This is a genomic window from Xanthomonas albilineans (assembly GCF_002939705.1).
GTDB classification, from domain to species: domain Bacteria; phylum Pseudomonadota; class Gammaproteobacteria; order Xanthomonadales; family Xanthomonadaceae; genus Xanthomonas_A; species Xanthomonas_A albilineans.
Map to the genome: position 1 here is coordinate 46,365 of NZ_MDCB01000006.1, position 21,160 is coordinate 67,524.

At 63.0% G+C, this 21,160-nt stretch carries 16 protein-coding genes, 1 pseudogene and 1 riboswitch; of the genes and pseudogenes, 9 read left to right on the top strand and 8 right to left on the bottom strand.

Annotated elements, in window-relative coordinates:
* The first annotated feature begins 62 nt into the window (after positions 1-62).
* Both XalbCFBP2523_RS07325 and XalbCFBP2523_RS16325 read left to right on the top strand, forming a co-directional pair.
* Positions 63-2,027, top strand: coding sequence for a M2 family metallopeptidase (locus XalbCFBP2523_RS07325; RefSeq protein ID WP_045766648.1), 1,965 nt, complete (start codon positions 63-65; stop codon positions 2,025-2,027).
* Between the two features lie 134 nt (positions 2,028-2,161).
* Entirely contained in the window at positions 2,162-2,737 is a 576-nt protein-coding gene (locus XalbCFBP2523_RS16325) for a hypothetical protein (protein ID WP_012915411.1), read from the top strand.
* Positions 2,738-2,775: 38 nt separating this feature from the next.
* Here XalbCFBP2523_RS16325 and XalbCFBP2523_RS07330 read toward each other — a convergent pair.
* The 4 genes and pseudogenes from XalbCFBP2523_RS07330 to gcvP form a co-directional block, all read right to left on the bottom strand.
* Positions 2,776-3,986, bottom strand: a pseudogene (locus XalbCFBP2523_RS07330) (IS3 family transposase).
* Positions 3,987-4,159: 173 nt separating this feature from the next.
* Entirely contained in the window at positions 4,160-4,408 is a 249-nt protein-coding gene (locus XalbCFBP2523_RS07340) for a hypothetical protein (RefSeq protein WP_146084057.1), read from the bottom strand.
* A gap of 212 nt (positions 4,409-4,620) precedes the next feature.
* Positions 4,621-4,971 (bottom strand): nucleotide pyrophosphohydrolase, encoded by a 351-nt coding sequence (locus XalbCFBP2523_RS07345; RefSeq protein WP_045765432.1) that lies wholly within the window; start codon positions 4,969-4,971, stop codon positions 4,621-4,623.
* Between the two features lie 900 nt (positions 4,972-5,871).
* A complete protein-coding gene (gene gcvP / locus XalbCFBP2523_RS07350; protein WP_407070970.1) occupies positions 5,872-8,820 on the bottom strand; it encodes an aminomethyl-transferring glycine dehydrogenase in 2,949 nt (982 codons plus the stop codon).
* A gap of 53 nt (positions 8,821-8,873) precedes the next feature.
* Positions 8,874-8,981, bottom strand: a riboswitch (glycine riboswitch).
* Positions 8,982-9,245: 264 nt separating this feature from the next.
* Between gcvP and XalbCFBP2523_RS07355 the strand changes: the two genes are divergently transcribed.
* From XalbCFBP2523_RS07355 to XalbCFBP2523_RS07370, 4 genes are all read left to right on the top strand, one after another.
* Positions 9,246-10,496: a multidrug effflux MFS transporter gene (locus XalbCFBP2523_RS07355; protein ID WP_045765430.1), complete on the top strand. Its 1,251-nt coding sequence runs from the start codon at positions 9,246-9,248 to the stop codon at positions 10,494-10,496.
* A gap of 53 nt (positions 10,497-10,549) precedes the next feature.
* Positions 10,550-10,966 (top strand): hypothetical protein, encoded by a 417-nt coding sequence (locus XalbCFBP2523_RS07360; protein WP_045765429.1) that lies wholly within the window; start codon positions 10,550-10,552, stop codon positions 10,964-10,966.
* Between the two features lie 4 nt (positions 10,967-10,970).
* Positions 10,971-11,501 carry a GNAT family N-acetyltransferase gene (locus tag XalbCFBP2523_RS07365; protein ID WP_012915403.1) on the top strand — a complete coding sequence of 177 codons (531 nt, stop codon included), beginning with the start codon at positions 10,971-10,973 and terminating at the stop codon, positions 11,499-11,501.
* A 388-nt stretch (positions 11,502-11,889) separates the two neighbouring features.
* Positions 11,890-13,893, top strand: a complete 2,004-nt coding sequence (locus XalbCFBP2523_RS07370) for a choice-of-anchor Q domain-containing protein (protein ID WP_329955169.1) — start codon at positions 11,890-11,892, stop codon at positions 13,891-13,893.
* A 139-nt stretch (positions 13,894-14,032) separates the two neighbouring features.
* On the opposite strand, the gene XalbCFBP2523_RS07380 is transcribed toward XalbCFBP2523_RS07370, so the two are convergent.
* Both XalbCFBP2523_RS07380 and rsgA read right to left on the bottom strand, forming a co-directional pair.
* Positions 14,033-15,271: a flavohemoglobin expression-modulating QEGLA motif protein gene (locus XalbCFBP2523_RS07380; RefSeq protein WP_045765428.1), complete on the bottom strand. Its 1,239-nt coding sequence runs from the start codon at positions 15,269-15,271 to the stop codon at positions 14,033-14,035.
* Between the two features lie 18 nt (positions 15,272-15,289).
* Entirely contained in the window at positions 15,290-16,402 is a 1,113-nt protein-coding gene (rsgA, locus tag XalbCFBP2523_RS07385; RefSeq protein WP_045765427.1) for a ribosome small subunit-dependent GTPase A, read from the bottom strand.
* Positions 16,403-16,491: 89 nt separating this feature from the next.
* Between rsgA and XalbCFBP2523_RS07390 the strand changes: the two genes are divergently transcribed.
* Positions 16,492-17,766, top strand: coding sequence for a pyridoxal phosphate-dependent aminotransferase (locus tag XalbCFBP2523_RS07390; protein ID WP_045765426.1), 1,275 nt, complete (start codon positions 16,492-16,494; stop codon positions 17,764-17,766).
* A 31-nt stretch (positions 17,767-17,797) separates the two neighbouring features.
* A complete protein-coding gene (locus XalbCFBP2523_RS07395) occupies positions 17,798-18,424 on the top strand; it encodes an SGNH/GDSL hydrolase family protein (RefSeq protein WP_045765425.1) in 627 nt (208 codons plus the stop codon).
* Positions 18,425-18,470: 46 nt separating this feature from the next.
* On the opposite strand, the gene XalbCFBP2523_RS07400 is transcribed toward XalbCFBP2523_RS07395, so the two are convergent.
* Complete coding sequence (locus tag XalbCFBP2523_RS07400; protein WP_196297576.1) at positions 18,471-19,319, bottom strand: polysaccharide deacetylase family protein; 849 nt, start codon at positions 19,317-19,319, stop codon at positions 18,471-18,473.
* A 44-nt stretch (positions 19,320-19,363) separates the two neighbouring features.
* On the opposite strand from XalbCFBP2523_RS07400, the gene grxD reads away from it, so the two are divergent.
* Positions 19,364-20,290, top strand: a complete 927-nt coding sequence (gene grxD, locus XalbCFBP2523_RS07405; RefSeq protein WP_045766646.1) for a Grx4 family monothiol glutaredoxin — start codon at positions 19,364-19,366, stop codon at positions 20,288-20,290.
* Between the two features lie 169 nt (positions 20,291-20,459).
* Here the strand turns inward: grxD and XalbCFBP2523_RS07410 are convergent, their stop codons facing one another.
* Entirely contained in the window at positions 20,460-21,005 is a 546-nt protein-coding gene (locus tag XalbCFBP2523_RS07410; protein ID WP_045765423.1) for a DUF924 family protein, read from the bottom strand.
* Between the last annotated feature and the right edge of the window lie 155 nt (positions 21,006-21,160).

Below are 21,160 nucleotides of genomic sequence, written 5' to 3' on the forward strand. Positions count from 1 at the left end.
TGCTTGCGGCCTACCGGACAGCCCACTAGCCTTCCTTGCAGACCGCCCTGCAAGGATTCGCCGTGAACCACCGTCACCCGCTGCTCGGGCTATGCATCGCCGCGAGCTTGTTGATCTTGTCCGCGTGCCGCAAGGAGGCCGCACCGGAGAATGTCGCGCCCGCCACGCCACACGCCATCGGCGAAAGCGCCGACCAATTCGTGGCCCGCATCAACGAGCAGTACCGCAAGCAGCTCCCGGAACTGACCACGGCGCAATGGCTGTCTGCCACCTACATCAACGCCGATACGCAGCGGCTGGCGTCCGAGGCCAACGCGCGCTGGTTGACCACGCTCAACGGCTGGATCGCTCAGGCCAAACGCTACCAAGGCCAGCCAATGTCGGCCGACAGCGCACGTGCGCTGCAACGACTCAAGCAGATGACCGCGATGCCTGCACCACACGACCCGGCCAAGCTGAATGAACTCACTGCGCTGGCTGCGAAGATGGAAGGCGCCTATGCGGTGGCTACATCCTGCAGCGGCGAAGGCGATGCGCGCCGCTGCCGGCAACTGGACGAACTGGAAGAGGTACTGCGCCGCAGTCGCGACTACGATCAACAACTGGACGCCTGGCAAAGCTGGCACGCCACCGCACAACCGTTGCGCAAGGACTACCCGCGCTTCGTCGAACTGGTCAACGAAGGCGCGCGCGAGATGGGCTATGCCGACACTGGCGCGATGTGGCGCAGCGGCTACGACATGCCGCCTGCACAACTCGTCGCCGAGACCGACCGGCTGTGGGCCCAGGTGAAGCCGTTGTACGAGCAATTGCACTGCTACGCGCGCAGTAAACTCGACACCGAATACGGCAAGGACAAGGGCGAAGTCGCTGGCGGCCTGCTACCGGCACACCTGCTCGGCAACATGTGGCAGCAGGACTGGAGCAATCTATGGGACCTGTTACAGCCCTATCGCGATGCCAGCAATCTCGACATCACCGATGCGCTGGAGCGTCAATACCAGAGCGACTTGAGCGCGGCACTGGCGCGGCGTAACGGTGACACCTCGGCGGAAGCACGGTTCATGGCACAACGCGAAGCGCAGTTGCTCAGCGCCCGGCAGATGAACGAACACGCACAAGACTTCTACAACTCCCTGGCGATGCCCAAGCTACCCGATAGCTACTGGAGCCGCAGCCAGTTCATCAAGCCACTGGATCGCGACGTGGATTGCCATGCCAGTGCCTGGAACATGGACATGGCCGGCGATGTGCGCGCCAAAATGTGCGTCAAACCGGACGAAGAAGACTTCGCCAACCTCTACCACGAACTGGGGCATGTCTATTACTACCTAGCCTACGACGCGCTACCGCCACTGTTCCAGAGCGGCGCCAACGACGGCTTCCATGAGGCCATCGGCGACACCGTCGTGCTGGCGCTGACGCCGCAGTATCTGCATACCATCGCCCTAGCCGAGACGCCGCAAGTCAGTCGCGAGGCGCTGATCAATACACAGATGCGCATGGCGTTGAACAAAGTGGCGTTCTTGCCGTTCGGGTTGATGATCGACCGCTGGCGCTGGGGCGTGTTCGATGGCTCGATCGGCCCGGACCGCTACAATCAGGCGTGGTGGGAACTGAAGGCCAAATATCAGGGTGTGGCCCCGGTCGCGCCGCGCGGCGAGGCGTTCTTCGACCCAGGCGCCAAGTACCACGTGCCGGCCAACACGCCGTACACGCGCTACTTCCTCTCGCACATCCTGCAATTCCAGTTCTACAAAAGCCTATGCGATGCCGCCGGCCATAAGGGGCCTCTGTACGCCTGCACCTTCTACGGCAACAAGGAAGCCGAGCAGAAATTCTGGTCGATACTGCAACGTGGCGCCAGCCAACCCTGGCAGGCCACGCTCAAGGAACTCACCGGCAGCGAGCGCCTCGATGCCGGCCCGTTACTGGAATACTTCGCGCCGATCCAGCAGTGGCTCAAACAGCAAAACCAGGGACGTCTGTGCGGCTGGGACACTCCCAAGCCGACAACACCGCATTGAGCCCGATCAAGCGTGTTGCCGGAGGTGGCAACAACATACAAGGAAGCGATGGAAAGTCTGAATAAGTCCATCTCCCCCATTTTTTGCGCGACCAATTCATTGAATCTTAAAGCCGCTGATCTAGAAGAACTGACTTGTTCATGCCCTCCTTGGGTGTCTATGAAAATCTGGCCGCTTCACTTTCCCGCAGACTCAATGCAGAGCATGCTAGAAATGATGACAAGCGTCTTGAATTGACGCTGCATCCCACGACAGTTGGCAAACAGGCCGCATCCCTTTCCAAATTGAGGGCAATAATCATGACAACACATTCGACCATTCGTTATTTCCGTAAAACCGCGTTGTGCACTGTGTTCGCACTGACGGCCGGAGTCACCACATCGGCTAGCGCAGAACAGACCCAGCCGCCTGCTCCCATCCTAGCTTACACAGTAAATTACAACCCCGCCGTGAAAGCTGTTTACATGCAGAACGTTCACAACCCTGGCGGATGGGCGTGCGTCCAAGTCGCCGCGGCGAGGTCGACTGGTGGCTTCAAAGGAGCCCCAGCCCTCCTGTACGGTTTCACATACAGCATGCGCGGGATGAGTAACTCTGACTGCCGATCAAGTTCTGCTTTGCCCAATGTATATCTGAAGGAATATACCGCCACCTACGCAAATCAGATATTTTTCAATATTACCCAAAACTCGATTTACGTCACTGATTAAAGCTCCACCAACTAACAGCCGCTGCTACGCGCGGCGGCCTATCCTGCCATGGGCCGCCGCATTACCGATGTCGGCAATGCCTCATAGGCAACCATTCGGTGGCGCTCATTATTCGCACGATGCACTTGACATGCACCCCGCATTGAACCATGGCGACGTTTGGGGTTGTATAACATCTCGATGTAGTCGAACACCTCGGTGCGTGCGGCGTCCTTGGTGGCATAGGCCCATCGCCTGATCCGCTCGCGTTTGAGCAGGCCGAAGAAGCTCTCCACCGGTGCGTTGTGCCCCAAGGGCAGGCTTCGCGCTCGTGGCAGTTGCCGCGCCTGCTCATACTGCACACCAAACCATGGGACGCTATGGAAACTCTGCCAGTCATCGCTGGTGTAGACCGACCCTTGGTCCGAGTAAACCAGGTACCCGGATGCGGGTTTGCGCCGCCAAACCCGCAGACAACAGGGCCTGCACGACCAACTCGGTATCGGCCCGATCGCGCATCGCCCAGCCGAAGACCTGCCTGGAAAACAGGTCGATCACAACCGCTAGGTACATCCAGCCTTCATGCGTGAGGATGAACGTAAAATCGCTCGCCCAGGCCGTGTCCGGCTCCGTCACATCGAAATGCCGATCAAGCAGGTTGGCCGATGCGGCGCATTCGGTCCCGCCGTGGAAGCGCGGTTTGCGACCATCGCCCACCTGGGCACGCAGCCCCTGCGCATGAGCCGATGCACCCGATGGCGACTGCAACGTTCACCCAGATCGCGCAGATCCTTGGCGATCTTGCGATGCCCATCGACACTGCCGCTGGCCAGCCAGTAGTGCTCGATCAATCCCAGCAAGCGCTCGTCTTGCTTGGCGCGCTCACTGTTGGGCGAGCATCACCAGGCGTCATAGCCAGCCCGGTTGACGCGCAACACGGGGCACATCGCGCACAGCCTGAACTCCCTGCGGTGGGCAGGCATGAGCGTACTTTGCCTTCAACCCTTGGCAAAGTCCGCGGCGGCTTTTTTAGGATGTCGCGCTCCTCGGTGACACGGCGCAACTCAGCCTTTAGGCGCCGAACCTCCACGCTCTGGTCCAACTCGGCACGCTGCACGATGCCGGGCTTGCCGAACTTGCGCAGCCAGGCATACAGGCTGTGCGTGGTGACACCCGGTCGCTCGGCGACTTCTGCCACCTTGAACCCTCGGTCGATCACTTGCCGGACCGCCTCGACCTTGAACTCATCCGTATATCGCTTGGCGCTCATGGACACCTCCGAATCAGCCATTTTCCATGGCCATGAGATGTCTAGGAAATCCTGGGCGTATCAATGAGGTGATTGTTCGAGGCCTCATCCAACACGGGAACTTCCTCGGGAACCGGGACGATTCCGCCGCCTTACTGGAGCGCCTCCCGGCGCGCCAGCACTCCCACGCCCGACTAGCGCCGCATGCGACGCCATGCGATCAAAGCAACCGCCGCCAGCGCGGCGACGCTGCCGATCGCGGCCAGTTGTGCCATCCGCCGCTCACGCTGCCCGCGCAACTGCACGTACGTGTTGTCCGGATCGTCTGCGGAGAGCGGCGACTGAAACACCGCGTGGGAGGCGACCGACCGAGTGCGGGCCGTCGGCTTGGCGCTGGCGGGTCTGGGATCGACATCGTGGACGGGACGGATGGTTTTGGTCATGTCGGGTGTCGTCTTGTTCATGCGTCGGGCCGATGCTGCGATGTGCGTGGAGTCACGGCGTCATTGTGCCAAGGGCAACGTTAACCCGATGCGGGCGAAACGTCATCCTGTATCAGCACACTACCTGCATAGTCGGCGAATGAACCGGCGGCCACTTGCGGACTGCGCGACGACGCCGATGGATCGCACCCAGGATTGCGGCATGAGCACACTCACAACTCGGTGTACTTGGTGATGCGGCCCTTGGCCCGCTCCACCGGATATTTGGTGGCGTTCACCTGCATCTTGCGCTGCGCCGCGTCGATCGGATCGATGCCGAGTTTGTCGCACAACTGCAGCAGATAGAGCAACACGTCAGCGATCTCGCTGCCCACCTGCGCTTTCTTGTCGTCGGACAATTGCCGGCTCTGCGTGTCGTCCAGCCACTGGAAATGTTCCAGCAGCTCCGCCGCCTCCACAGACAGCGCCGCGGCCAGATTACGCGGACTGTGGAACTGGCCCCAATCGCGGGCATCGGCGAAGGCGCGCTGGGCAGTCTGCAGATCGCGAAGGCTGTCGGGCATGGCATGGCTCGTTGTGATGACGCGGCATGGTAATGCAGCAGCGCGTGTGGCAGCACATAGAAGATGTGCACTGCGCGCCTACAGCATCACTAGACTCACCTGTCTGCACGCTTCGCCACGGCCACTTGCGCTTCGGATCTTCATCACGTGCGCGACAAGATCGTGGTCTGTACATCGCCCAGATTTTCAGCCAAGTGAAAGCGATCGAAGACCGGGCGACAAGTTAGCATGTCCCAATTATACGGGCGGGCCAGCACAGCTGGAGGAGCGCATGCCCGCGCCACTGCGAACGGGCGCACACAGTGGCTTGCGTAGGTCGTGAGACGTCGTGGACCGAGACACGGCGATGCAGCATGAAGGCGTAGAACATCGATCACGATGGTAGCTGTGCGCCGAGAGCGGAATGCAATTCCCGTGATCTTATGCCGGCAGGGGTGACGAGCACGTCAAAAATTCACGCATTCTTCACCCGCATTCGATGTAGGGAAGGGCAACTCAGCACGGGATAAGTTTTTCCTCGGCTGACGCCGCTGTCTGCCGGCCGCGTGAAAACGCCATCACTCTTGTCAAGTCATTAACATAAAATTTCCTTTTATATCAATTACTTAATTCATTTCCAATGCCGCGCGGTCGATTCAACGTTGTCCACAGAGGGTGTGGATGACTTTTGCATAACGTTGTGGATAAGGTCGATGCCGGCCCGTGAAACAAGAGTGTCAAACGAGGTGATGAAAATTTCACCATCATTAACTTACTTGGGGCAGCCCTCCCCCCATCCGCCGTCTTGGCGGCACGGCGATTCGGGCAACATGGCCCGGCATGGAAACCAGACTTCACTCGGGTTCCCTCCCGGGCTCGCGGGCGAGGCCGGGAGATGCGAACGTCGAAGGAAGACGCGGTTCAGACCACCGCGTCTTCCTTGTACGCCTCCACCGGGATGCATGCGCACATCACGTTCTTGTCGCCATAGACGTTGTCAACGCGCGCTACCGGCGGCCAATACTTCTGTTGCTTCAGGCTCGGCAGCGGAAACGCGGCCAGTTCGCGCGGATAGGCATAGATCCATTCGCTGGCGGTGACCTGCGCGGCGGTGTGCGGGGCGTGCTTGAGCGGGTTGTCTTCGCGGTCCAGGCGGCCGTCTTCGATCGCGGCAATCTCCTCGCGGATCTGGATCATCGCCTCGATGAAGCGGTCCAACTCATGCAGCGATTCGCTCTCGGTCGGCTCGACCATCAAGGTGCCGGCGACTGGGAAGCTCAGCGTCGGGGCATGGAAACCGAAATCGATCAGACGCTTGGCGATGTCCTCAGCGCCGATGCCGCTGGTTTTCTCCAACGGGCGCACGTCGAGAATGCACTCATGTGCGACCAGCCCGTTGCGGCCGGTGTACAGCGTCTTGTAGTAAGGAGCCAGACGCTTGGCGATGTAGTTGGCGTTGAGCAGCGCGACCTGGGTGGCCTTGCGCAGGCCGGTGCGGCCCATCATGGTGACGTACATCCAACTGATCGGCAGGATCGAAGCACTGCCGAAGCTGGCGGCGCTGACCATACCAACGGCACCTTCGCCGGCAGCTTTTTGAGCTTCGCCGGCATCAGGCAGCGTCTTGGGCAAGTATGGCGCCAGGTGGGCTTTCACCGCACATGGACCGACGCCCGGGCCACCGCCGCCGTGCGGAATGCAGAAGGTCTTGTGCAAGTTCAGATGCGACACGTCCGAGCCCCACTTGCCGGGCTTGGCCACGCCGACCAGTGCGTTCATGTTGGCACCGTCGGTGTAGACCTGCCCGCCGTGGGCATGCACGGCGTCGCAGATCGCCACCACGTCTTCCTCGAACACGCCATGGGTGGAAGGATAGGTGATCATCAGCGCGGCCAGACGCTGGGAATACTTCGCGGCCTTGGCGCGGATGTCCTCAACATCGACGTTGCCGTTGCCGTCGCACTTGGTCACCACCACGGTCATGCCGCACATCTGCGCCGAGGCCGGGTTGGTACCGTGCGCCGATTCGGGAATCAGGCAGATATCGCGATGGCCTTCGCCGCGCGCACGGTGATACGCGCGGATCGCCAGCAGGCCGGCGTATTCGCCCTGCGCGCCGGAGTTCGGCTGCAGGCTGACCGCATCGTAGCCCGTGCACTCGACCAACATCGCTTCCAGCTCGTCGATCAACTGCGCGTAACCGGCGCTCTGTGCGGCAGGCGCCAGCGGATGGATCGCGCAGAATTGCGGCCAGGTCACCGGGATCATCTCGGCGGTGGCGTTGAGCTTCATCGTGCAACTGCCCAGTGGAATCATCGTGCGATCCATCGCCAGATCCTTGTCGGCCAGGGCGCGCATATAGCGCAGCAGTTCGTGCTCGCTGTGGTGGGTGTTGAACACCGGATGCTGCAGGAACGCGCTACGACGCCGCAATTGTGCCGGCAACGCGTCGGCAGTCGCCGCGTCGAGCGCATCGACGTCGGCACGCACGCCGAACAACTGCGCCAACGCGACCACATCGGCGCGCGTCGCGGTCTCGTCCAGACTGATGCTCAACGAGGTGCTGTCGATCGCGCGCAGGTTGATACCGGCAGCGTGCGCCTTGGCGTGGAGCGTCTCGGCATCCACGCCGGTGACGTGCAGCGTGTCGAAGAAACGCGCACCGACAGCGACGCCGGCGCTGCGCAGCGCCGCGGCCAGGATCGCAGCCAGACGGTGGGTGCGCCGCGCGATACGGACCAGGCCCTCGGGGCCATGGTAAACCGCGTACATCGACGCCATCACCGCTAGCAGCACCTGCGCGGTACAGATGTTGGAAGTGGCTTTCTCGCGGCGGATGTGCTGTTCGCGGGTTTGCAGGGTGAGACGATAGGCGGGGTTGCCCGCCGCGTCGATGGAGACGCCGATCAAACGGCCCGGCATCGAGCGCTTGTAAGCGTCGCGACAGGCCATGAACGCCGCGTGCGGACCACCGAACCCGAACGGCACGCCGAAACGCTGCGAATTGCCGACCACAATGTCCGCGCCCCATTCGCCGGGTGCGGCAATCAAGGTGAGCGCGAGCAGGTCGGTGGCCACGGCGACCAAGCCGCCGCGTGCATGCACGGCGGCGGCTAGTGCGGCATGCGCGTCGACCGAGTCGAAATGGAACCGGCCGAAGCTATCCGGGTACTGCAGCAGCACGCCAAAGCAGTCTGCCTGCTGCGCTTCCTCCGGGGTGCCCACGCGCAGCACGATCCCCAGCGGCTCGGCGCGGGTGCGCAGCAATTCCAGGGTCTGCGGGTGCACCGCGTCGTGGACGAAGAAGGTGTCCGACTTGGCCTTGGCCGAACGCTTGGCCAGGGTCATCGCCTCGGCGGCGGCGGTGGCTTCGTCCAGCAGCGAGGCATTGGCGATCTCCATGCCGGTGAGGTCGGCGCACATGGTCTGGAAGTTGATCAGGGCTTCCATGCGGCCCTGCGAAATCTCCGCCTGATACGGGGTGTAGGCGGTGTACCAGGCCGGGTTTTCGAGAATGTTGCGCAGAATCACCTTCGGCGTGTGGGTGCCGTAATAGCCCTGGCCGATGAAGGTGCGGAACACGCTGTTTTTGTCGGCGATGGCGCGGATCTTGGCCAGCGCCTCCTCTTCGCTGATCGCCTCGGGCAACGCCAGCGCGGCCGGCGATTTAATGCTGCCGGGCACGATGGCATCGGTGAGCGCATCCAGCGAATCGTGGCCGACGGTGCGCAGCATCTGCGCGATCTCGGCGTCGTTCGGGCCAATATGGCGCTCGATGAAGGCCGAGTGGTGCTCGAGGTCGCGCAGCGAAGAAGTCTGAGGCATGGAGATGATCCGGCAAAGGAAGGCACGAGAAGCAGGCACACGCATATCGCGGTCCGACCGCATAGACGGTTGGCCGACAGGAAGCGCGCGCCTCCCAAATGTGCCCCTCTGTCCTTTTGCCTGAGAGTTTGGAAGCCGCCGTGGATCGCGCTGCGCTTCGTGCCCCTTCGGCGCCGGGTTTGACCGGTCTCTCCAGAGTCTTGGTGCGGGTGGTATCGGGCCTGAGCGATTACGGGCGTTGCGCCTTCGGCAGCGGGTTGCCCCACTTCTCCCACCATATTGCAGATTGATTATAGCGTAGCCAGCACCATCCACGGTGGGTGGAATCGTGCGATGTCAGGCTGAATAGGCAACACAGCATGTGTGCAGCGACGCTGCTGGCGCGTATCATAGGCACACCCTATCTTTCCACGCCCGTCCCTTGCCGGACGGCATCGTTGTGTGTGCGACCAATTTATTAGGATGTCCGAATGTCCCTCCCGAATGTGTCCACCCGCCGCATGACCTTGCTGCTGGCCGGGCTGACGATGTTCGGCCCGTTCTCGATCGACACCATTTTCCCGGCGTTCCCGCAACTGGCGCAGCGCCTGCATGAGGATCCCGTGGCGATCCAGCAGACAGTCAGCGTGTACCTGCTGGCCTATGCGCTGATGAGCCTGGCACATGGACCGCTGTCCGATGCCTGGGGACGCCGGCGGGTCATCGTCGGTGGATTGACGCTCTTCATTCTGGCCTCGGTCGGTTGCGCGCTGTCGCACGACTTGCCGACCCTACTGGCATTCCGTGCGCTACAAGGTATCTGCGCTGGGGTCGGCATGATCGTCGGCCGTGCGGTGATCCGCGACCTGTTCCACGGCGACGACGCCCAACGGCTGATGAGCCACGTATCGATGCTGTTCGGTATCGCCCCTGCAATCGCACCGATCATCGGCGGCTTGATTCTGAGCAGTGGCCACGGCTGGCCGATGATCTTCTGGTGGTTGGTCGGGTTTTCTTCGCTGCTGCTACTCGCCACGCTGCGCTGGCTACCGGAAACCCACCCGCCGCAGGTGCGCACGCCATTGGCGCCGCACACGCTCCTACGCGATTACCTCGGCATCGCGTTCAACCCACACTTCCAACGTCTGGCCGCCGCCGGTGCGTTCAACTCCGCCGGAGTGTTCCTGTACATCGCCTCGGCGCCCGCGTTCGTCATCGACCTGCTCGGCATGAGCGAGCAGAATTTTGCCTGGCTGTTCATGCCCACCATCGGCGGCATGACCCTGGGGGCATTTCTCTCCGGGCGCATGGCCGGCCGACTCGGGCCACTGCGCCAGGTCCGCATCGGCTTCATCTGCTGTGGTGCATCGGTGGCTGGCAATATCGCCTACACCGCGCTGGCGCCACAGATCGCGCTACCGTGGGCGGTATTGCCGATTTTCGGCGGCGGCCTGGGCATGGCATTGATCTTCCCGATCCTGGCGCTCGCCGTGCTGGATATGTATCCGCGCCAGCGCGGGCTGGCCTCGTCGCTGCAGGCGTTCACCCAACTCATGGTGAGTGTGGCAGTGGCGGGGGGATTGGCACCATTGCTCAGTGGCCACCCGCTGCATCTGGCGATGGGCTCGGGCGGATTTTTCCTGCTCGGCTGGGCATTCTGGCGTTGGGAGCGGCGCAGCGACATGCCGCTGCCGAAGCAGGAAGCGCAGATGCCAGTGTTGGAACCGACAGACGTACTATGAGCACCGAAGACGTGGTTGGGCTATCGTCGTCGGGTCACCGTTGAGGCAATCGCATGTCCATCCAGTCCAAGCAGCGCCGCGACCTACGCAAGAAATTGGCCGAACGCCTGCGCCACCGCACCGAGATTGCCGCCCCCAGCGCACAGATCGAGCCACACGCGGAACTGCGCGATCGGCAAAGCACGCTCCTGGCCGGAATCGTGCGCCGCGAAGGCGAATGGGTCTTGGGCATGGATGGGCGCATCGCCGGTCAGAGCGAAAGTGCGGCGCAAGTGCTGTCGCTGATCATGCAGGCGGCGGAACTGCACGAGCGTGCCGGCACGTCGGTACGCTTGATGTACTCGGACGCACTGAAGGACGCCGCGCACGCCGATGCGCTGGCACAGGGCCTGAGTTTCGAGGAGTTCAAGGCGCGTCACACTCAGATCATGCGTCGCGACGATGGCGGTGCAGCGGCTCCGCCGGCCTGACTCCATGGGCCAGAGCGCGAGCCAGGCTGCGCACGAGGCCGTGTCGCTGAAGCGGGTGCGGCGGCGCGACAGCATCGCGCTGATCCAGGCGCATCGAACCAGCATCGCCCTGCATCATCCGTGGACGTATCCGTTTACCGACGTGCCCGGTTTCGAGGCCTGGTATGCCCAAACCCTGGACGGTAGCAACATCGCGCTACTCGCGCGCGAGCGCAGCAGCGACGCGCTGGCAGGGCTCTTCACTTTCAGTCAGGTCGTCGGCGGCTGTTTCCAAAACGCCTATCTGGGCTATCACGCGATGGCCGGTTGCGAAGGTCGCGGACTGATGACCCATGCGCTGCGTCTGTGCGTGGCTTATGCGTTCACCGACCTGGGATTGCACCGGGTGGAGGCTAACATCCAGCCGGATAATACCCGCTCGCTAGCACTGGTAAAGCGCGCCGGTTTTCGTTGCGAAGGCTATTCGCCGCGTTACATGCGCATCGGCGGAATCTGGCGCGACCATGAACGCTGGGCACGGCTGGCCGACGACTGAGCAAGGCGCGGAAACACACACATATTTGCCGCACTGCCCTGGTTCGCGACAACAACCCAGCTCAATCGCAGAGAAATCACTCCGACTGACAGTCGATCAGACGGAGCATCTCGAGCAACCTCAGTGGACGTGGCGCGAGCGGCTCTTGCCCCTGCTGCTGCAATCCCCCAGGACGAAAAGACCGTCGCCAGCGGTAGACAACTGCCGCCGCCACCACCTCGCGCTCATGATTTGGAACTTGCGTTCGAGTCGGATGGATTAATTCAACTTAATATCTCGTATCAGCCAGGGTTTACCGCCTGCTGCACGGGGAAATGTCGTCACACTCACACGAATTCAGACGCTGCAATTCGTCACATTGCAGCGCGCTCTCTCACGGAACATGACCATGATCACGACTCATTCCCTTAAAATAAAAGCGAATGCAGTGGGCATTTTTGCAATTATGACCACAGCCACTGCAATTGCCGCCGCGCCTTCGGTGCCACAATGCACCATTCCGCAACAATGGCCAACCCCAAGCAACGCAATAGTCGTGGGTAATGGTACGGCGGCTAGCTGTACAGCGACTGCACTTTCCAATGCTGTCGCGCAAGGCGGCTACGTCACCTTCAATTGCGGCGCGCAACCCGTCACCATTCCAGTCAGCCAGTCGATCACGATCGGCTCAAGAAATCCGACTGTGATCGATGGGCAAGGCCAAATCACCCTGGATGGTCAGCAATCCACACGCATTTTTCTGGTGAATGCATGGAGCGCACTCTCGGTGCGCAACATACAACTTCAAAACGGTAGTTCTGTGCAGCCACCGTCGAACACTTCGTATGACCCTGGCACCTGGGGCGGCGGCGCGATCAAGGTCGGCTATCAGGGCAAGCTGGAAATCATCAACAGTCAGTTCATCTCCAATCGCAGTAGCATCGGCGGCGGCGTCCTCTTTGCAGGTAGCGACGCGGATGTCACCATCGTGGGAAGTTCCTTCTACAAGAATTCCTCATGGCTTGGCGGCGCGCTCTACACCCAACTCAGCCGCCTGACGATCGTCAATAGTGATTTCGTAGGAAATCAGGCGATTAACCCTCCGCAGGGCTTTCCCGATGCTGGCGAGTTTGGCGGTGGCGGGGCAATCGATACGGATGGCGCATCACTCAACGGGTATATCCACGGGGGAGTGGGGAGCGGCGGCACCTTGTCACTCTGCGGCACCGTGGTTAATAACAACGTTGCCGCAAATGGCTCCGGAGGATTGACACTCTGGGCGTATGCGCCTGACACGATTGACGTGAAATACTCCACATTCGCCAACAACGTCGCGACAAGTGGCCTTGGCGGTGCCGGCCGCATCAGCCTTGGGTTCACCGATGCTTCGCATTCGGGCTCGACCATGACAACACCTGGCATCATCAACGTCACCGAATCGAGTTTTATTTCTAACAAATCTCAAAATGGCAATGCTGGCGCCTTGTATATGGACTGTTACGGCGCGTGCGATATCAGTAATAGTACTTTCTATGGCAACTATGCCTCGAACGTGGGTTCGGTTATCCAGCACACAGGCTGGCCGTCATCCGTCGGCGATCAAGGCAATGTCACCGTGCGCTTCAACAACGTCACCTTCGCGGAAAATTCGCAGGGAGCCGCACTGTTCGGCGACAGATTCGATATCCACAACAGCATCTTCACCTCAAAGACCGAACGTTCGTTCTGTAGCAGCCAGAACAATCACGGCGACAATATCATTGAACATTCAGACAAAGGCGCAGTCTGGCCCTTCAGCTGCTTGAAGTCTGGCTCGGTTAAATCGGCTGATCCACAGTTGTCCGCTCCTGCCGACAATGGCGGTCCGACTCTCACCATGCTTCCTGCTGCAAACAGCCCCGCATACGCCTCAGGTGTCAATTGCCGTGAAATCGATCAGCGCGGCTATTCTCGAAATACAGCGCTGTGCGATCTCGGCGCAGTTGAGATCGGTGCGAAATCCAGCGGCGGCGGCTCCAGCGGTGGTGGCTCCAGCGGTGGTGGCTCCAGCGGTGGCGGCTCCAGCGGTGGCGGCTCCAGCGGTGGCGGCTCCAGCGGTGGCGGCTCCAGAGGTGGCGGCTCCAACGGTGGCGGTTCCAGCGGTGGTGGCTCCTCGGGTGGCCCGAGCTTCAGCACCAAGGTCATCGTCGACAGCAATTGGCAGACCGGCTATTGCGAGCGCGTGCAAGTCACCAACACCGGCAACACCACAGGCGACTGGGTCGTCACTCAGACGATCAGCGGCACGATCAACAATCTGTGGAACGCCAATTGGACGCCGCAGGGCTCCACGATCAAAGCCTCGGGCATGGATTGGAACAAGACCCTGGCGCCCGGTGCCATGGCCGAGTTCGGTTTCTGCGCCAGCCGTTGATCTCCTCGGGTGATGTAACACCGTCACCACGCACTGTGCGGTGACCAAGAACGGCAGTGTCTCTTGACGCTGCCGTTCGTGCTTCAGGGCATCACAACGCGCCAACCATCGGCTATCGGCAAACACGGAGCGGCGCCACTCAGTCCAGCCTGTCCATGCGGATGCGGTTGGCGAACAGCGAAAACGCCAACATTCCGGCCAGTCCTCTGGCACGCGCCATCCACGGCGGCAACCAACGCGGCGGCAGCAGGATGCCGGACTCGAACAGCGGCGCGAATCCGACCACATCTTCCAGCGTCATTTTGCCAGCGAACAGCCAGCGGCACAGCGACAGGCGGTCGTGCTGCAAGGCTTGGCGGAAAAAGGTGTGCACCGAAGCCAGCCCGCGCAGGTACACCGTGTCCTTGGTGAAGGCGACGCCACCGCTGGTCGGCACGCCACGAAATACGCGTTGGGCCGATGAAAAACTCTCCGCTGGCAACTGCCCGGCCGCATCGAAGTAACGGAAAACCTCAATAAAGTCAGCGCCAGCGCGCGCCAGCGCGATCGCCTCGATACGCAGACTGATCCGCTTCATGCGCACGATATCGATACTGCCGGTGATCTGCTCGGCAAAGGTCGCCAGGCCTTCCTGGGTCGCCGTCACCCGCGGCGAGGACAGCGCAAGACTGCGCAGATGCATCTGTGCGCGGCCATTGAGCCCGGTCAACGAATGCACCAATGCCTCGTGGTGGAACAACTGCGCGCGGTCGTAATCGCTGAACGTCGCACCAGCGCGTAGGCGGATACGGCGCGCCCCCGCTGCGGCCTTGGATGGCAGGTCCGGATCCAGTTCGACCGCGATCACCCGCCCGCCGAAAAAGGCATCCAGATCGCGCTGCAACAGCAGCTGCAGCGCGGTGGCCGACACCGGCACCTGCTCCTCGGCCGAAAGCAGCTCGCCGTCTAGATCCTTGGCGATATGGATGAAATGGCCGGCCGCCTCGCGCATGGTCGGCCCTTGTCCGGGCATCGGATCTTCAGGGACACCGAACAACTGCGCCGAATACGTCCCCACCGCCGATGTCCCCAGCGACTCCAGCAACGCCGCAGCCAGATCCCAACTCTGCACCGACGCCTGCAGATAGACACCAAGCGGATGCGTCGGATCGCACGCCTGTGTGATCGCGGCCAACTCGCGACGTGTGTCGGTAAAGTCCAAGTGTGGATACTGCACCTGCGGCAGTTGCGGCTGACCGCGCGCCACGCTGTGCAGAAACGGCGCCTGCAACGCCAACGGCCAGCTCGTCAGTCCCAGTAGACGGATGCCGCGCACCGCCTTGACCATCCGCGCGTCCAGTTTGGCATGATGGCGGATCTCGGTAGGCAACACCGCCATCGCCGAACCCGATCTCGCTCAGCGACGCAGGCTGCGTGACGGCTGGCGCTTGCCGCCCGGCTTACCGGAGGGCGACTGACCGGCGCGGCCGGTCGTCGCGTTCTGCGCTTGCCGCTGCGCCAGCTTGCCAGCGGCACCGACGACTTCCTCGCGCAGCTTGAGGTAATTGGCCAGACGTGCGGCGTCGATCTCGCCGCGTTCGATCGCGGCCTGCACCGCGCAGCCCGGTTCGGCCTGGTGCGCGCAATCGTTGAAACGGCACTGTGCCGCTAATGCCTCGATATCGGCGAAAGCGCCCTCGGCCAGGTCTTCCTCGCCAGTGGGCTTGAGCTCGCGCATGCCCGGCGTGTCGATCAGGCAGGCGCCGGACGGCAGCGGCAACAACGCACGGTGCGTGGTGGTATGGCGACCACGCGAATCGCGCTCGCGCACGGCGGCGGTACGCATCTTATGCACACCGAGCAAGGTATTGGTCAAGGTGGACTTGCCGGCGCCGGACGACCCCACCAGCACCACGGTCTGTCCCGGCTGCAGCCAGGGTCGCAGCACGGCAACGCTATCGGCCTGCGTCGCGTTGACCGTCAGCAGCGGGATCGACTGTGCGGCCAGTTCATCCAGCACCGCCAGGGCGTCGTCGGCGTACTCGGTGAGATCGGCCTTGGTCAGCACCACCACCGGCGCGGCACCGCCACCGCCGACCAGCAGCAGATAGCGCTCGATGCGGCGCGGATTGAAGTCCGCATCCAGGCCGCAGACGATGAACACCGTATCGATATTGGCGGCGATCACCTGCTGATGGTAATGCTCGCCAGCGGCGCCGCGCTTGATCGCGGTGCGCCGCGGCAGCAGCGCGACGATGCGGGTGCCGTCCAGCAGGACCCAGTCGCCGACCGCGGCACGCTCGTGGCTGGGGAAGCGCGGCCGCTGCCAGTCCGGCAGCGACTCCACCTTAAAGGCGGTCTCCACCGCATCGGCGACCACATAGCCGGTGCGATGCTGCTCCACCACCCGCACCGGTCGCGCCTGCGGATAGGCGTCGAACCGCGCCTGCCAGACCGGTTCCTCAGGCAATCCGGGCCAAGGCCAGCCGATGGGGCGCAACGCAGCGAAGTCGATCGGAAGCAGGCTCATGTGCGGATTCTAGACGCTGCCGATGCTGTCCCGGTCGTTCTATTCCATTTCCGTTACCATGCCAGTTCCACGCACCACCGGCTAATGCGATGCCCACACCGCCGATCAAGCCGCTCGCGATCCGCGAACGTCTGTCCGAAGTCCGCTACGAGATCCGCGGAGAACTGGCCCGGCGCGCACGTGACCTGGAAGCGCAGGGACGCAAGCTGATCAAGCTCAACATCGGCAATCCCGGCGCATTCGGCTTCCGCGCACCGGACCATCTGCAGCGCGCAATCGCCGACGACATGGGCCGCACCGATCCCTACACCCACCAGCAAGGCATGCCGGAGGCGCGCGAGGCGATCGCGGCGGCCTATGCGCGACGCCAGCATCCGAACGCCCATCCGGAGCGCATTTTCATCGGCAACGGGGTCAGCGAACTGATCGACCTGTCCCTGCGCGCCCTGCTCAACCCAGGCGACGAAGTGCTGGTGCCGTCGCCGGATTATCCGCTGTGGTCGGCCGCCACCATCCTCAACGATGGTCGCCCGGTGTACTACCGCTGCGAGCCCGAGAACGGCTTCCAGCCCGATCCGGTGGAAATCGAAACGCTGGTGTCCTCGCGCACCCGCGCCATCGTGCTGATCAACCCGAACAATCCCAGCGGCGCCAGCTATTCGCGCGCCCTGCTGGAGAAGATCGTCGCTATCGCGGCCAAGCACAACCTGCTGTTGATGGTCGATGAAATCTACGACCAGGTGCTGTACGACGGCGCCGACTTCGTCCCGGTCGCGCCCCTGGCTGGGGAGCATCCATGCCTCAGTTTCGGCGGCCTGAGCAAGGTCCACCGCGCCTGCGGCTGGCGGGTCGGTTGGGCGCTGCTCTCCGGTGCCGCCGAGCGCATCGGCGACTTCCGCAACGCCATGGACCTGCTCGGCGCGCTGCGCCTGTGCGCGAACGTGCCCGGCCAATTCGCCATCGACGCCGCGGTCAACGGCCCCGACACCATCTCTCCGCTCTGCGCGCCCGGCGGTCGTCTGTACGAAACCCGCCGCGCGGTGATCGATGCCTGCGCGGCCAGCGAACACTTGTCGCTGGTGCAGCCGGCGGGCGCCTTGTATGCGTTTCCGGCCGTAGTTGGCGCAGCCGCACGCGGGTTCGACGACCATGCCTTCGCGCTGGAATTGATGAACGAAGAGGGCGTGCTGGTGGTCCCAGGCTCCAGCTTCAACGTGCCCTATCACAACCACTTCCGCGTCACCCTGTTGCCGGAAGCGACGACGATGCGCGAGGTGTTCGCGCGGATCGACCGGGTGCTGACGCGGCGCGCCGAAGCCGCCACCAAGGTGGTGTCGCTGAAGTCACGCAGCGCGATGGCGTGATGCCGCGCATGCCACCGCCAGCCTGGTCGAGATGACCGCACACGCGGCCGGCACGCTGCGCTACCTGGCGCTGGGCGACTCCTACAGCATTGGCGAAGGCGTAGCAGCGCACCAAAGATGGCCGATGCAACTGGCCGCCGCGCTGCGCACGCGTGGGTTGGCCGTGACCGATCCACAGATCGTCGCCACCACCGGCTGGACCACCGACGATCTCGCCAATGGCATCGACGCGGCCGCACCACAGGGGCCGTTCGACCTGGTGACACTGCTGATCGGCGTCAACAATCAGTACCGCGGCTACCCATTGGACGCGTACCGTGCACAGCTCGACGCGCTGCTGCAACGTGCGATCGACTTTGCTGGCAACCAGCCGCGGCGAGTGCTGATGGTCTCAATCCCGGACTGGGGCTTGAGCCCGTTCGCACAGCCACCCGCGCACGATCCGGTGCAGATCAGCATACAGATCGACGCCTTCAATGCCGCCGCCCAAGACTGCTGCGCCGCGCGTGCGGTTGGTTTCATCGATATCACCCCGATCAGCCGCGATGGCGGCGGCGACGCGGCGATGCTGGCTGCCGACGGACTGCATCCGTCGGCGGCGATGTATACGCGCTGGACTGAACGCGTGTTACCTGCGGCATACGCGGCGTTAGCCTGACCGGCACGCAACGCTCACTGGCAAACAATACCCGCGCAACACCACTTCACTTGTGGTTCTGATCGTTCGGCATCTCGCATGGCGGCTGATCCGCAGGCGGTGCAGCATCAGGCACGTTTGCGCAGAGCCCACGTGTGCGCAGCACCTGCAGCACGCCTTCCACGATCGCCGGGTTATACCCGTGCGCCGCACCTTCGTGCAGCAGCACAATCGCGCCCGGAGCCAGATTACGGGCGATGCGCGCCACGGCCACCGCAGGGTCGCAGCGCACGCCGTCGAAGCCGCGCACGTTCCAGGCCACTCGAGTCAGACCATGACGGCGCAGCGGTGCGGCGACAAAGGGGTTGGTCATGCCCACCACCGAGCGGTACCAGCGCGGCGCGATGCCGGCGATGGCGGTCAGGGTTTGCTGCGCCTGATCGATCTCGCGCGCCATGCGCTGCGGACCCAACGCCCAGAACCAGGCTTGTGGGTGATTGTGACTATGGTTGCCGATGCCATGGCCGCGGCACACGATCTCGCGCACCAGTTGCGGGCGCGCGGCAGCGCGTGCGCCGACCAGAAAGAAAGTGGCCCTAGCCTGGTAGCGGTCGAGCAGATCCAGGATCGCCACGGTGTCGTCGGACGGGCCGTCGTCGATCGTCAGCCATACCCTGGGGGCGCTGCCGGGCAAGCGGTCCAGCACCGGCGCATACAGCTGCGCTTGAGGCAGGAAGACCGCCAGCACAAACACCGCGTGCGACAGTAGCAGTGCCGGGAGGCCAATGCGCCAGCCGCAGGCCCACCAGAGCGCCGCGACCAGCGCCTGCGAAAGCAGCGCCCAAAACAGCCAGCGGTGCGGATGACGCGGGATACGATGCAGCGTTTCTGGAACTGTCATGCCCCATGATGCCATGCGGCGTAGAATGACCAGCCCGACTCCGCGACCGAATGCCTGCCATGTCCCTCGACCCCGCCCTGCGCTCCCGCATCGAAACGCTGCTTAACTCCAACCGCGTCGTGCTGTTCATGAAAGGTCAACCGGGCATGCCGCAGTGCGGGTTTTCCGCCAAAGCGGTGGGCGCGTTGAACGACCTCGGCGTCGACTTCGCCCACGTCAACGTGCTGGCCGATCAGGACATCCGCGAGGGCATCAAGGTCTACGGCGACTGGCCGACGATCCCGCAGTTGTACGTGGACGGCGAGTTGATCGGGGGCAGCGACATCATTTTGCAAATGGCCGGCAATGGCGAACTGAGCGAGTTGCTGGGCGTGCCCGCCCCGGATCGCACGCCACCGACGATCACCATCACCGACGCTGCCGCCGACATGCTGCGCGGCGCGCTGGCCGACGCCCCGGGCGCCAGCCTGGCATTGGCGATCGATGCGCAGTTCCAGCCGAACTTCCAGCTTGCGCCGACCGATTCCAATGCCATTGCCGCCGAATCCAACGGCCTGCGCGTGCAGTTCGACCTGGGCAGCGCGCGCCGCGCCGACGGCATCACCATCGACTGGGTGGACGACCTGCGCGGGCGCGGCCTGGCAATCGACAACCCCAACGCTCCCAAGCCGGTACAGGACATCAGCCCGCGCGACGCCGACGACCAGATCCGCGCCGGCAACCTGATCCTGGTGGACGTGCGACCGCCGGAGGAGCGCGCGGTCGCTGCTGTGAACGTGGCATTCCGCTCCCTGGACGGCGAGCAGCGTGCGCAATTGGAAGCACTGCCGAAGGACACCGCCCTAGCGTTCTTGTGCCATCGCGGCGGACGCAGCACACAGGCAGCCGAACACTTCCGCACGCTCGGTTTCACCCGGGTACATAACGTGGTCGGCGGCATCGACGCCTGGACCGACCAAGTGGATGGCAGCGTACCGAAGTATTGAGCCGGTTTCGCACGGGGCCACGATCAACGCAACGGGCAAATAAGGTCATGCGCTCGGGCAGCCACTCGTCAGCCGATCGGGCAACTGTCGGCAATGCCTCGCGTGCATTGCCATCGGGCAGTTGAAGGCGCACGACGGTTGCCTTCGATGCGCCAATGCGCCTAGCAGCTCACCCGGTGCCAGCGTCGACCTGCAGGAAATCGCCCTCCTCCTGCGTGGTTTTCCGCCCCAACGCCGCATTGCGATGCGGGAAACGACCGAAACGCTGGATCACATCTTCATGCATCACCGCCCATTTCAGCGCCTGGGCATCGCCAAGCGCGCTGAACAATTCCACCGCCTGGCGTTGCAAGGCGACATCCTCGGCATGGGTGTAAGGCAGATAAAAGAACATCCGCAACGTCGCATCCATCTGCCGGTCGAACCCGTCTGCCAGCGCTTGATCCGCGTAATGGCAGGCAAGCCCGTCGGTGGCGTAGGCATGCGCACTGCCACGAAACACGTTGCGCGGCACTTGATCGAGCAACAGCAACAGCGCCAGTGCACCTTCGGCATCACCCATCCACGCCGCGTATTCGCCACGCGCGACAGCATGGTGCGCATCCAGCAAGTGTTGGCGGACATTGGCATCGAAGGATTCGTTGACGGCAAACCAGCGCTCGCGGCCAGCACTGCGCCAGAAATCCACGATAGCCTGCGGGGTGATCTCGCTCATCGCGGCGTCTCTCTGGCTTCAATGGGGTTGGATAGCAGATCCGGCGTCGCAATACAGTGCACGGCAGGTCACCATAGGCCCCGACACTGCCGGGGAGAGGGGATGGACCGCATGGCGACGTCCACCTGAAGCAGGACATATCGATGTCAAGGCGA